The sequence below is a fragment of the Lactonifactor longoviformis genome (assembly GCF_042848515.1).
Lineage (GTDB): Bacteria > Bacillota > Clostridia > Lachnospirales > Lachnospiraceae > Lactonifactor > Lactonifactor longoviformis.
The window spans coordinates 3,771,811-3,785,030 of the sequence record NZ_AP031453.1; the positions used below are offsets into that span (position 1 = coordinate 3,771,811).

Here is a 13,220-nt window from a genome sequence, read left to right on the forward strand (position 1 = left end):
CCTCCTAACATTCCAGTATCATATTGCTTAATGGCTGGCCTCCCTGTACCATGGGAAGCACAAGCTCATCACTCTGTATTATAAACTCTAATACGGTCGGTCCCTGCCTGTTCTCTCTGGCAAATGCAAATGCTCTGCTGATATCCTCTTCACACTCAATGCGCATCCCTTTCGCGCCATATCCCTCTGCCAGCTTCATAAAATCCGGAGCATAAGGAGGACACTGAGTTCCCGGCCCTTTGCACTTGCCCTCACAGGACTTTCTTCTCCGAGTGCAGGTAGAGGAATACCTTTTATCGTAGAACAGCTGCTGCCACTGACGTACCATTCCCAGATAACTGTTATTAAATATACAGAGAATCACGGGAAGTTCATAGGCCGCCGCCATGGCCATTTCCTGGATGGTCATCTGAACGCCCCCGTCTCCGGCCACACAGATGACCGGTGTGTCCGGAGAACCCAGCTGGGCCCCCAGGGCAGCCGGAAGGCCATACCCCATAGTCCCCAGACCGCCTGATGTGAGCAGCTGTTTCTTTTCTGTCATCTCCAGATACTGGGTTACCCACATCTGATGCTGGCCTACATCGGTTACTACAATCGCCTCCTCAAACTGCCGGTTCATCTCACGGATAATCTTCTGAGGATTGATGCCTTCCCCATCCGGCATATCAATGGGATGCTTCCGATCCCATTCCTTCAGCTGCGCAACCCACTCCCTGTGCTCACCCTCCGGCATATTTTTAAGTATAGCCTCCATAGCATCCCGGGCATCTGCCACAATAGGGATATCTACCTGTATGTTTCTGGAGATAGAAGCCGTATCAATGTCTACGTGAATGATTTTTGCATGGGGGGCAAATTCTCCCAGCTTACCAGTGATGCGGTCATTAAACCGGGTTCCGATGGAAAACAGCAGGTCACAGTCAGAGATGGCTTTATTCGCCGCATAGCACCCGTGCATTCCCACATTTCCAAAGTACAGCTCATGGTCCGTAGGCAATGACCCACGTCCCATTATAGTTGTGATGACAGGGATCCCTGTGTGCTCTGCCAGCTTTCTTGCTTCCGCCTGTCCCCTGGCGATCGTAACGCCTCCGCCCATTAAAAACAGAGGACGCTCTGCTTTTTTCAGAAGATCCGTAGCCTTTTTTATCTGACCGATGTGAACCCCCTGACTGGGTTTGTAGCCTCTGATGGATACTTGCTTCGGATATAAGCTGTCTCCCTCTTCCAGCATAATATCCTTTGGAAGGTCTACTACTACAGGACCCTTTTTCCCAGTATTGGCAATATAAAAGGCCTCTTTGATAATCCGCCCCAGATCCTCTCTCCGTCGTACTGTCACTGCATATTTACAGATACTTCTGGTAATCCCTACAATGTCAACTTCCTGAAAAGCGTCATTTCCAATCAGATTGGTGGGTACCTGTCCAGTGAAGCACACAAGAGGAACACTGTCATAATTTGCTGTAGCTATTCCGGTTACCAGATTGGTAGCCCCCGGCCCGCTGGTTACCAGACAGACGCCTACCCTGCCTGTGGCCCGGGCATACCCGTCTGCTGCATGTATCAACCCCTGCTCATGTCTGGGCAGGATCATCTGAATGGAGTCCTGCTTATAGAGTTCATCAAAGATATCAATGGCATAACCGCCCGGGTAGCCAAACAGATAATCAACACCTTCTTTTTGCAATGCTTTTACAAATAATTCTGTTCCTTTCATTTAAAATGACCCTCCTTTTATGTGTTTTTTCTTGATAACTGCAACAAGAAAGATTGCGCGAAAGCGCAATCTCCGCCTGCGGCGGGCTGTCGCGGACAGCATCCTCCTTTCCGCCGCAGTGTGATCCCCCGGAGGTTTTTTTATTACATAAGGAACAAAGTTTCCTAAGTAATAAAAAAGCCCTAAGCTTTGAAAAGCTTAGGGCGAATATCTCATCCGTGTTACCACCTAAATTCAGGAAGACTGCTGCTTCCCGCACTCTGCCAGTACGGATAGTATACCTCCTGACAGTTTCACACTTATCAGTACGGACATTGCTATCGATACCGTTTTCCCTGTAACGTAGGAAAGATACGTTGAGTGCTACTTGGGCCTGCCGCCTGTTCGTCTCACTGCTCAAAGGCTACTTCCATACTTCCTCCGTGAAGATTCACACCATCCATCTTCTCTCTGGGACTTTGGCGAGTATGTACTCCTCCTTGTCATCGCATTTATTTTATTTGATTTTTTATAGTATACAGTCTATATCTGTATTTGTCAAGTTGATTTTAGTCTGAAATCTCCACTACCTCGTAGCCGGCCTCTGTGACTGCCTGTTTCAGCATTTCATCAGTGACGTCACCTGAGATCTCCGCATAAGCCGCCTTATCCTCCAGACTTACCTGCGCATTGACTCCATCCATGGCATTCAGCGCTTTCTCTACAGCACCTCTGCAGTGCTGACACATCATTCCCTCAATCTTAATTGTTTTTTTCATGACCTTACTCTCCTTTTCATTCTCTATTATTTCCGTCCCTTCCTCTGCCGGCTGCCCCGCAGACTCCCAAGTTTTGCTGCTGCTTTTAAACAGCTTCAGACGAAGGGCATTGGATACTACAAACACGCTGCTTAAGCTCATCGCCGCAGCTCCAAACATGGGATTCAGCTTCCAGCCCAGCCAGTGGTAGAAGACTCCCGCTGCCAGAGGAATTCCCAGGCTGTTATAGAAAAAGGCCCAGAACAGGTTTTGCTTTATATTCCGGATTACAGCCTTGCTGAGACGGACTGCCGTTACCGCGTCTAATAAATCATTTTTCATCAACACTACATCAGCACTTTCAATAGCCACATCGGTACCCGCACCGATTGCCATCCCTACATCAGCCCTTGCCAGGGCAGGGGCATCATTCACGCCGTCCCCGATCATTGCCACTGTCTTGCCTTCCTCCTGGAGTCTGGCAATCTCCCTCTCCTTATCCTGGGGAAGTACTTCGGCGATAACCTTCTGGATTCCCAGCTGCTTTTGAATAGCCTGAGCTGTTCTCTTATTATCACCGGTAAGCATTACAACCTCGATTCCCATCTCCGTAAACCGGCGGATCGCCTCTTTGCTGGTTGGCTTCACAACATCTGCCACACCAATAATTCCAACTGCCTTTTTACTGTCTGCAAACAGAAGAGGGGTCTTTCCTTCGTCGGCCAGTTTGGACAGCTGCTCCTCACACTTTTGGATGTTGATTCCCTTTTCCTGCATCATCCGAAGATTCCCCGCGTAGTAAAGCTCTCCCTCCACCTTGCCTTCCACTCCCATTCCGGGCAGGGACTGGAACTCTGTAACCCCAGGAACCGCAATCCCTTCCCGGGAAGCATATTCCATAATCGCCTCAGCCAGAGGATGCTCACTCTTTGCTTCCAGACCTGCAGCTGCCTGAAGAAGTCTGTCCTTGTCCCCGGATAAGAGAACAATATCGGTAACCACTGGTTTGCCCTGGGTAATGGTACCCGTCTTATCCATCACCACACTCTGTATGCTGTGTGCTGTCTCCAACGCCTCTCCGGACTTAATCAGAATACCGTTCTCCGCACCTTTGCCGGTTCCCACCATGATCGCCACCGGGGTTGCAAGACCCAGTGCGCAGGGGCAGGATATAACCAGCACACAGATGGCTGAAGACAGGGCGAATTCAAAGGTCGCCCCGGATGCCAGCCAGACAATTGCAGTAAGCAGAGCGATCCCCATAACAACCGGGACAAATACCCCCGCAATTTTGTCAGCTATCTTAGCAATGGGGGCCTTGCTGGAACTGGCCTCTTCCACCAGCCGGATAATCTGGGAGAAGGTCGTATCGTCCCCTACCTTCGAAGCCCGGATACTGATAAAACCAGTTTTATTAATCGTTGCCCCTATGACAGCATCCTTTTCCGACTTCTGCACAGGGATGCTTTCTCCTGTAATGGCTGCCTCGTCAACACTGGTATTTCCCTCAAGAATCACCCCGTCCACAGGGATGCTCTGACCTGGTTTCACAAGAACCGTGTCACCCACCACAACTTCCTCAACAGGGATCTCCACCGGACCGCTCTCCCGCTGCACAACAGCTGTCTTAGGTGCCAGATCCATCAGCTTGGTAATGGCCTCGCTGGTTCTTCCCTTGGATCTGGTTTCCAGATATTTGCCCAGGGTGATCAGTGCAAGAATCATAGCCGCCGATTCAAAGTATAGGTCCATATGGTACTGTCCTACCAGCTCCATATCCCCGCTGCCCAGACCGTACCCCATCCGATAGATAGCAAAAATGCCGTAAACCAGGGCAGCCGTGGATCCAATGGCGATTAAGCTGTCCATGTTAGGAGCCATGTGGAATAACGTCTTGTAGCCCTTGATATAATATACCCGGTTCACATAGACAATCGGCAGGCACAGCAGAAACTGGGTCAGCGCAAATCCCACCGCATTCTCCAGTCCGGCCAGGAAGGGAGGCAGGGGCAGTCCTGCCATATGTCCCATGGATACATACATCAGCGGGATCAGAAATCCAAAAGAGACCCACAGGCGAAACTTCATATTCTTCAGCTGTGCCTCAACAGGATTCTCCCCTGCCTCTGTTTTTTCAGTCTTCCGGACACTGCCTGCTTTTTCCTCATGCACGCTGGCGCCATAACCTGCTTTTACCACTGCCTCCGCGATACCGCCCGGAGACAGTCTGCCGTCATCAAATTCAACCTGCATACTGTTAGTGAGCAGATTGACACTCACAGACTGGACCCCCTCTAACTTTGCCACACTTTTTTCTACCCTGGAGGAACATGCAGAACAGGTCATGCCAGTTACATCAAATTTTTCTTTCATCTGCGTTCTCCTTTCGTTACATCGTATTCTACTACTTTAGTATCTTACCAAGCATAGAGACTAATTCATCAATTTTAGCCTCTTTTTCCTCATCGCTCTTCGCGTCCGCCACACAGCACTTCAGATGTGCCGTTAGTATCTCCTTATTCGCTTTATTTAAAATAGCCTCTGTGGCCATCAGCTGCTGTGAAATGTCAATACAATACCTGTCCTCTTCCACCATTTTTAAGATACCGTCCATCTGACCCCGTGCAGTTTTTAACAGACGGGTGATTTTTTTCTTATCAGCCTGCATATCCAAACTCCTTTCCCCATTTGCATCGCCCTTATACACCCCCCGGGGGTATAGTCATACTATAAAACAAAAAAATAAAACTGTCAAGCGTAACCGGACAATTTTAATTTACCTCAATTGGGGACACCCCTGATCGATTTTGGGACGTGTTCCTTTTAGAAAGAACACGTCCCCTTTTTAACATTTATTTTTTCTTCTTTGCTTTTGCAGATGCAAAGATACTCTGCAGAATAATGAAGAAGCACAGCAGCGCTGCAATGGTAATCTTCGTCCACCAGGAGGAAAGTGTACCCTGGAAGGTAATAAATGCCTCGATGGTACCCTTGATTAATACCCCAAAGAGACTTCCGAAGACATTACCGACACCGCCGGTCAGCAGTGTACCGCCGATTACGGCAGATGCAATGGCGTCCATCTCGAATCCTTTTGCCTGCTCTACGAATCCGGAACAGGTATTCAGGCAGAACAGGAATCCGCCCAGGCCTGTGAGGAATCCGGCCAGTATATAAGCTTTCAGTTTTGTTTTTCTTACGTTCAGACCCATGAGAAGAGCAGACTGCTCATTACCGCCCACAGCGTAGATGGAACGTCCGAACTTGGTGTATTTCAGCATGATAAACACGACTACCAGCACTAACAGTGCGATGATAACGCTTGGATAAATATAAGGATATATCATTACCCCTTTTCTGTTAACATATCCTCCAAAGGGAAGGTATATTTTATACTTTGCCCAGCTTAGGAACATTTCATTTTTGATACTGATCATGTCCTGGCTGATAATAGCCGTCATACCTCTGGCAAAGAACATTCCCGCCAGTGTTACGATAAAGGGCTGCAGCTTCAGATAGGCCACCAGCCATCCCTGTACAAAACCGAATACCAGTCCCATTACCAGTACAATGACGGCCGCCGGGATTGCTCCCATGCCTTTATTCTCCATCATCCAGGCCAGCATCATACAAGTCAGAGCAACCACGGAACCAACAGAAATATCAATTCCTCCTGTTATCATGACTACCGTCATACCAGCAGCAATGACAATCAGACCGGCATTGGATATAAACAGATTTAAAAAGTTCTGGGTTTTACCGAATCCCTGCTGATGGAATGCAATGACTCCAATGATGTACATAGCGAAGAACAGCACGATGGTAATCAGCAGTAAGAATGCATTACCGTCTATATTCTTCTTGCTTTTCATTTTCTTATTACCCATTATGCCACCTCCTTTTTGGATTCTGCTTTTTCTGAGTGGAATTTACCTGCAATTTTCTTTCTAATCTTAGCAAATTCCGGTGACTGCAGTGCTACGATTACGATAACTACGATTGCCTTATATACCGGAATCTGGTCTGCAGATACACTCATGGCATATAATGTTGTGGTCAGTGCCTGAATGGTGTAAGCTCCGATAACACTTCCCATCAGAGAGAACTTACCGCCACCCAGTGAATTGCCGCCTAAGGCAACAGCCAGGATGGCATCCAGCTCCATGTTCAGTCCGATATTATTCGCGTCCGCTGAATAGATACGGGAGGTTGCAATCATACCTGCGATACCTGCACATAATCCGCAGAATGCATAGGTAAGGAAGATAATCATAGTGGATTTCAGGCCCACCAGGCGGGATGCCCTGGAGTTAATACCTACAGACTGTATATACATGCCAAGAGCCGTCTTCTTCAAAATTATTACGGTAATAATTACAACTGCGATTGCGATGAATATCGGAGTAGGCAGAGGCAGTCCCGGAATATTAGCGCCCAGTAACTTAAAGCTGTCAACACGGATGTATGTAATCTGTCCCTTTGTTACCAGCTGTGCAATCCCGCGGCCGGCGGTAAATAAAATCAGCGTGGCAACCATAGGCTGTATCTTCATCTTGGCTACCAGAAAGCCGTTAAAGCATCCGCAGATAACACCCACAACAAGAGCCGCCAAAAATCCCAGAATGTAAGGATTAGAGTAAGCGTTTACTGCCTGCTGGCCTCCGGCCAGAACAAAACAGCATACAGCTCCCGCCACAGCCATAACCGCACCCACAGAAATGTCGGTTCCTGCGGATGAGGATACAACCAGTGTCATACCTACGGCCAGAATTACCAGCTCGCTGGCACGGTTGATAACGTCAATAATATAACCATATAATACCCCGTTTTTCACACTGATCTGGAAAAAGGTAGGTGTTGTAATAATATTAATCATTAACACAATAGCCAGACACAGCAGTGGAAGAAACAGGCGATAGCTTGTAATCTTCTTTAATTTTTCCATTAATTTGCACCTCCTGCGATTGCTTTCATGATGGAATCCTGAGAGAGTTCCTCTTCTTTGAGTTCTCCAACCTTGGAGCCGTCACGAAGTACAGCCATACGGCTGCAGGTACGAAGCATTTCTTCTATCTCGGAAGAAATGAACATCACAGACATACCCTCGTCTGCCAGCTGAAGCACCAGCTTCTGAATCTCGGTCTTAGTACCGATATCAATACCGCGGGTAGGCTCATCCAGAATCAGGAAATCCGGATTGGTCAAAAGCCATCTGCCCAGGATTACCTTCTGCTGGTTACCGCCGCTGAGCTGTTTAATAGGGGTTTCCCGGTCAGCAGTCTTAATCTGCAGTAGATCTATGTATTTGTCGGTAAATTCTTCCTGCTCCTTTTTGCTCAGCAATTTGAACATACCGCGCTTAGCCTGAAGGGCAATGATGATATTCTCCCTCACAGAAAGATCTGCAATGATTCCCTCTGCCTTTCTGTCCTCCGGCAGATATGCCATTCCCTGCATCATAGCATCCAGCGGTGTATTTGCATGGAACTTGCTTCCTTTTACATACAATTCTCCGGAGTCTGGCTTATCCGCTCCGTAGATACTTCTGGCAAGCTCGGAACGCCCGGAGCCAAGCAGACCGGTAAGACCGATCACCTCTCCCTTATTAATCTTCAGGTCGAATGGTTTAATAGTACCCTTATGACCCAGCTGTCTGGCATCTATAATGACTTCATCTTTAACGCTTGATGCCCCTTCTTTCTTAATAGCTGCCAAATCATCAAAATCTTTACCCATCATTTTTGCAACCAGCTGTACTCTCGGCAGATCTTCAATCTTATATTCACCGACAAGCGTACCGTTTCTGAGTACAGTAATTCTGTCACATACCGCATATACCTGTTCCAGGAAATGGGTAACAAAGATAATTCCAACGCCCTGTTCTTTCAGACGGTTCATCAGGTGGAAGAGCTTTTCCACTTCACCGTCGTCAAGAGATGACGTCGGTTCATCCAGTATTAAAACCTTAGCCGACATATCCACCGCTCTGGCAATAGCAATCATCTGCTGAAGGGCTAAGGAATAATTTTCAAGTGCCGCAGTTACATCAATATGAATATCCAGACCTTCCAGTAAAGCCTTAGACTTCTTGTTCATAGTTCTCCAGTCAATCATGCCTCCCTTTTTGGGCTCCCTGCCGATAAACAGGTTCTCAGCTACTGACAGATTCGGACATAAGTTAACTTCCTGATATACAGTACTGATTCCATGAATCTGAGCCTCCTGGGGGGATTTGTTGATGATGGGATGGTCAATGCCCTCAATCTTTATTTCACCTGTTTCGAATTCTTCAACGCCTGTTAATACTTTAATCAGAGTAGATTTACCTGCTCCGTTTTCTCCCATAAGTGCATGAATCTCACCCCTTCTAAGAGTAAAATCCACATTCTGCAGAGCTTTTACGCCTGGGAAGTTTTTATCAATATTTCGCATGGTTAATACGATATCCTGCTCCATATCATCTCCGCCTTTCCTGTTTTCATCACTGTTATTCTAAGGCGTGAGAGGGGAGCCTTACATAAGGCTCCCCTGCCTCATCGCCCTTGGCCTTCTATCGTTGCGAATGCTTTTTAAAGATTAATAAGCACGTCCGTCAATGAAATCAGCTGCTGTATCTGCCGGGAATACGCTTTCATCCACATACTGAATCTTCTCTACTTCTTCGCCGGCTTCTAACTTCTGAATAATCTCCTCAACACGGGGTCCGTGTAACGGGTTGCACTCTACTGCACAGTTTAAGTCGCCTGCGATCATTGCTTCGAATGCTGCTTTTACTGCGTCAAAGGAGATGATTGTGATGTCCCCGTCAGGTCCGCAGGTCTTTCCTGCTGCTTTGATAGCGTCGATTGCCCCGAATGCCATATTATCATTCTCTGCGATTACTACATCAATATCATCATAGGATTTCAGGAAGGACTCCATAACTTCCTGGCCCTTTGCCTGTGTAAATTCTCCGGTTTGCATATCTAACATATGCCAGTTGCTGTGTTCTTTCAGTTTGTTTCCAAAGCCTTCGGTACGTCCAACCTGAGCAGATGCTCCGATGGTTCCCTGTAAGGTTACAATGTTTACATCTTCTTCGCCTTTACCTTTAGACTCCAGATACTGTGCCAGCCAGTCTCCTGCGTCCTCACCCTCTTTTACGAAGTTTCCGCCTACCCAGCAGGTATACAGAGAGTCATCGGAAAGATCCATCTGTCTGTCAGAAAGAATAACAGGGATTCCTGCTTCTTTTGCTTCCTGAAGTACTGTCTCCCATCCGGTTTCTACTACAGGTGCTACTACTATGTAATCTACATCCTGCTGAATAAAGCTTCTGATTGCTTTAATCTGGTTTTCCTGTTTCTGCTGTGCATCATCAAAGATGAGCTTGTATCCGTTTTCTTCTGTAAAAGTAGATTTGAAGGATTCTGTATTCGCAGTTCTCCAGTCAGACTCTGCACCAACCTGTGCATAACCAACTACGATTAAATCATCGTCTCCCTTTGTATCTGCTGCATCAGCCTCGTCCCCAGCTTCCGCTGTGTCTGTACTCTCTGTTTTTGTCTCTGTGTCAGCGGAGCTGGATTCAGAAGAATCATTTCCGCAGCCTGCCAGCATCCCTGCCATCATGGTTGCACATAATAACGCGCTTAATACCTTTCTTTTCATGTTGTTCCTCCTTATATACATTTTTATTATTCTTTATCTTCCGGTGCACTCTGCACCCTGATTACAGTATTAATTCTATCAATTTCCATATAAAAAACAACGGAGAGGCTCCGCTGTTTTGTAATATATTTTTTGATTTTTTTGTGAAAAAGAAGTTTTGTACAATTTAATTGGAAAAAAGTGTGTTATTTTTTGTATTCCTGGAAATACAATTCCACTCCTGTTTTTTTCATGCTTGTATAATCTTTTACAACTTGTTCATCTTTTCCCTCTGCAATCATAGAATTTCTGCCTGAAAACAAACAGGTCCCCGAAGTTGTTGAAAAACTCCGGGGACCCGTAATTATGATTTCATTTGCTTACATATTCTGATTAGTATGCACGTCCGTCGATGAACTCAGCTGCTGTGTCAGCCGGGAATACACTTTCATCCACATACTGAATCTTCTCTACTTCTTCGCCAGCCTCTAATTTCTGGATAATTTCAGCTACACGAGGTCCGTGTAATGGGTTACACTCTACTGCACAGTTTAAGTCGCCTGCGATCATTGCTTCGAATGCTGCTTTTACTGCGTCAAAGGAGATGATTGTGATGTCGCCTTCTGGTCCGCAGGTCTTTCCTGCTGCTTTGATAGCGTCGATTGCTCCGAATGCCATGTTGTCATTCTCTGCGATTACTACATCAATGTCATCATAGGATTTCAGGAAGGATTCCATAACTTCCTGGCCCTTTGCCTGTGTAAATTCTCCGGTCTGCATATCTAACATCTTCCAGTTGCTGTGTTCTTTCAGTTTGTTTCCAAAACCTTCGGTACGTCCAACCTGAGCAGATGCTCCGATAGTTCCCTGTAAAGTTACGATATTGATTTCTTCTTCGCCTTTTCCTTTAGACTCCAGATACTGTGCCAGCCAGTCTCCTGCGTCCTCACCCTCTTTTACGAAGTTTCCGCCTACCCAGCAGGTATACAGAGAGTCATCGGAAAGATCCATCTGTCTGTCAGAAAGAATAACAGGGATTCCTGCTTCTTTTGCTTCCTGAAGTACTGTCTCCCATCCGGTTTCTACTACAGGTGCTACTACTATGTAATCTACATCCTGCTGAATAAAGCTTCTGATTGCTTTAATCTGGTTTTCCTGTTTCTGCTGTGCATCATCAAAGATGAGCTTGTATCCGTTTTCTTCTGTAAAAGTAGATTTGAAGGATTCTGTATTAGCAGTTCTCCAGTCAGACTCTGCACCAACCTGTGCATAACCAACTACGATTAAATCGTCATCTCCTGCTTTCGCGTCACTGGCATCGGCCTCGTCCTCAGCTCCTGCAGCATCTGTGCTCTCTGTTTTTGTCTCTGTGTCAGTGGAGGTGGATTCTGAGGAGTCGTTTCCACAGCCTGCCAGCATCCCTGCCATCATTGTTGCACATAATAACGCGCTTAATACCTTTCTTTTCATACTTTAGTTCCTCCTTAATTATAGTTTAATAGTATCCATTCAGATGTTTCTTACATCCTTCTGATGTATCTAATTCTACCAAGTTTGAAAATAAAAAAAACCGAAAACTTCCTCTATTTTGTATTTTATCTTACGATTTTTTTAGTTTTTGGCTGTTTGTTAGATATTTTTCGAAAAAGGTATAATTTCTTTTAACCCAGCGCGGGCAAGGTGACTGTCACTGTGGTACCACAGGCCTTTTTACTCTCAAAAGACAGACCGTACTCCTCCCCATAGGTAATCTGAATCCTCTCATTTACATTTCTAAGCCCAAAACTGCCGCCTTTTTTTCCTTTCCGCTCTTTTACATGGTCTTCCAGGGCCTTAAGTTCTTCCTCATCCATTCCAATCCCGTTATCTGAAACCTTAAATATAATTATGTTTTCCACCTTATATCCTTTTACCCAGATTTTCCCTCCCCCTCGTTTGTTTTTAATTCCATGATACAGCGCATTTTCCACCAGCGGCTGCAGGGTGAGCTTTAAAATCAGGTTTGTATATAAGGAAGGTTCAATGTCAATCTCATATTCCATAATATCCTGGTAGCGGAACTGCTGGATAATCAGATAGCTGCGGATATGTGCTTCCTCCTCCTGTATGGTAATCATTTCCTTGCCCTCGCTGAGCACAGTTCTGAAAAAGTCTGACAAGGCAGATACCATCTGCACTACTTGTTTTGTATCCCCGCCTTCTGCCAGCCACATAATCGTATCCAGCGTATTGTACAGGAAATGGGGATTAATCTGGGCCTGGAGAAGGCGCAGCTCCGTTACCCGCAGTTTTTTCTGCTCTTTCTTAATATCCTCCACCAGGACTGCGATGGCACCCTTCATATGATTAAAGCTGTTCGTCAGTACCTGGAGTTCATTGCCGGAGTCAATTTCCGTAGGAGAAGTAAAATCCCCGTGGGCAACCAGCTCTGTAGCGGCACATAATTCCCGGATGGGGTTGGTTACACTGTTTGCAATTTTTCTGGAAATCAGTATACTGACACCCAATATCCCAATCAGAGCGGCTGTGCTTATCTGTACCGAGTGACTGATGCTGCTGGAAAGATCCTGGCGGATTTCCTCAAATCCTAAAGTTTCATAGTATACATATTCCTGTATATTTTCCTGGACATCTTCTGTAATAATATAGATTCCGTTGATCAGGATATTCATATTATCCGCGTAGTACCCGCTAAGCTTTACCTGCTTTTCCATCTTGTTTATGCTGTCATCCAGGGTGTTCAGGCACTTCAATATCCAACGAATTCTTCTGGCATTTTTTTGATCCTTTGTCACCGTAAGCAGATACTGGAAATCCTTTCTGGCATTGCCGATCAATTCCCTGGGGTTTTGGATCCTCTGCCCTTCATACTGATCCCTGGGATCCTTGGCTGCCACCAGTTCATCTGCAGTCTTCCCCCCGATTACCATGCGGTACGCAGTATAGTCCACACAGTCTTTAAATGTAGTATTATACCGGTTGACCACCGAAATATTATTTACGACACTGTCATACTTCTGTCCATAAGAAAGCAGCATAAAAGTCAGAGAGAGCACCAGGATACACAAGGGAACCAAGATGCTGCAGGTGAGCACAGTAAGCCGCTTTCTCAGAGATAATTTCATCATCAT

At 46.2% G+C, this 13,220-nt stretch carries 9 protein-coding genes and 1 other annotated feature; all 9 genes read right to left on the minus strand.

What is annotated here, in order from left to right; translation table 11 throughout:
* Window positions 1-4: 4 nt before the first annotated feature.
* The 9 genes from ilvB to ACGHCT_RS17185 all read right to left on the minus strand — a co-directional run bounded on the left by ilvB (window position 5) and on the right by ACGHCT_RS17185 (window position 13,220).
* On the minus strand, window positions 5-1,723 hold the full coding sequence (ilvB, locus tag ACGHCT_RS17145) for a biosynthetic-type acetolactate synthase large subunit (RefSeq protein ID WP_390437016.1): 1,719 nt from the start codon (window positions 1,721-1,723) through the stop codon (window positions 5-7).
* 196 nt (window positions 1,724-1,919) lie between these two features.
* Window positions 1,920-2,218, minus strand: a binding site (T-box leader).
* 53 nt (window positions 2,219-2,271) lie between these two features.
* Entirely contained in the window at window positions 2,272-4,833 is a 2,562-nt protein-coding gene (locus tag ACGHCT_RS17150; protein ID WP_072848722.1) for a heavy metal translocating P-type ATPase, read from the minus strand.
* Window positions 4,834-4,864: 31 nt separating this feature from the next.
* On the minus strand, window positions 4,865-5,128 hold the full coding sequence (locus tag ACGHCT_RS17155; protein WP_072848723.1) for a metal-sensing transcriptional repressor: 264 nt from the start codon (window positions 5,126-5,128) through the stop codon (window positions 4,865-4,867).
* 184 nt (window positions 5,129-5,312) lie between these two features.
* The gene (locus tag ACGHCT_RS17160) at window positions 5,313-6,332 is read right to left on the minus strand and encodes a sugar ABC transporter permease YjfF (protein WP_072848779.1); all 1,020 of its coding nucleotides are present in this window, start codon (window positions 6,330-6,332) and stop codon (window positions 5,313-5,315) included.
* A gap of 14 nt (window positions 6,333-6,346) precedes the next feature.
* Complete coding sequence (locus tag ACGHCT_RS17165) at window positions 6,347-7,405, minus strand: ABC transporter permease (RefSeq protein ID WP_072848724.1); 1,059 nt, start codon at window positions 7,403-7,405, stop codon at window positions 6,347-6,349.
* On the minus strand, window positions 7,405-8,916 hold the full coding sequence (locus tag ACGHCT_RS17170) for a sugar ABC transporter ATP-binding protein (RefSeq protein ID WP_072848725.1): 1,512 nt from the start codon (window positions 8,914-8,916) through the stop codon (window positions 7,405-7,407). The genes ACGHCT_RS17165 and ACGHCT_RS17170 overlap by 1 nt, the downstream gene beginning before the upstream one ends.
* A gap of 120 nt (window positions 8,917-9,036) precedes the next feature.
* Window positions 9,037-10,110, minus strand: coding sequence for a substrate-binding domain-containing protein (locus tag ACGHCT_RS17175; RefSeq protein WP_390437017.1), 1,074 nt, complete (start codon window positions 10,108-10,110; stop codon window positions 9,037-9,039).
* A 372-nt stretch (window positions 10,111-10,482) separates the two neighbouring features.
* Window positions 10,483-11,559, minus strand: coding sequence for a substrate-binding domain-containing protein (locus tag ACGHCT_RS17180; RefSeq protein ID WP_390437018.1), 1,077 nt, complete (start codon window positions 11,557-11,559; stop codon window positions 10,483-10,485).
* A gap of 191 nt (window positions 11,560-11,750) precedes the next feature.
* Window positions 11,751-13,220, minus strand: coding sequence for a sensor histidine kinase (locus ACGHCT_RS17185; RefSeq protein ID WP_390437019.1), 1,470 nt, complete (start codon window positions 13,218-13,220; stop codon window positions 11,751-11,753).

Coding starts and splice junctions, on each gene's coding strand:
- ACGHCT_RS17180 (WP_390437018.1), bottom strand. CDS start 11,559: ATGAAAAGAAAGGTATTAAGCGCGTTATTATGTGCAACAATGATGGCA.
- ACGHCT_RS17160 (WP_072848779.1), bottom strand. CDS start 6,332: ATGAAAAGCAAGAAGAATATAGACGGTAATGCATTCTTACTGCTGATT.
- ACGHCT_RS17170 (WP_072848725.1), bottom strand. CDS start 8,916: ATGGAGCAGGATATCGTATTAACCATGCGAAATATTGATAAAAACTTC.
- ilvB (WP_390437016.1), bottom strand. CDS start 1,723: ATGAAAGGAACAGAATTATTTGTAAAAGCATTGCAAAAAGAAGGTGTT.
- ACGHCT_RS17165 (WP_072848724.1), bottom strand. CDS start 7,405: ATGGAAAAATTAAAGAAGATTACAAGCTATCGCCTGTTTCTTCCACTG.
- ACGHCT_RS17185 (WP_390437019.1), bottom strand. CDS start 13,220: ATGATGATGAAATTATCTCTGAGAAAGCGGCTTACTGTGCTCACCTGC.
- ACGHCT_RS17155 (WP_072848723.1), bottom strand. CDS start 5,128: ATGCAGGCTGATAAGAAAAAAATCACCCGTCTGTTAAAAACTGCACGG.
- ACGHCT_RS17175 (WP_390437017.1), bottom strand. CDS start 10,110: ATGAAAAGAAAGGTATTAAGCGCGTTATTATGTGCAACCATGATGGCA.
- ACGHCT_RS17150 (WP_072848722.1), bottom strand. CDS start 4,833: ATGAAAGAAAAATTTGATGTAACTGGCATGACCTGTTCTGCATGTTCC.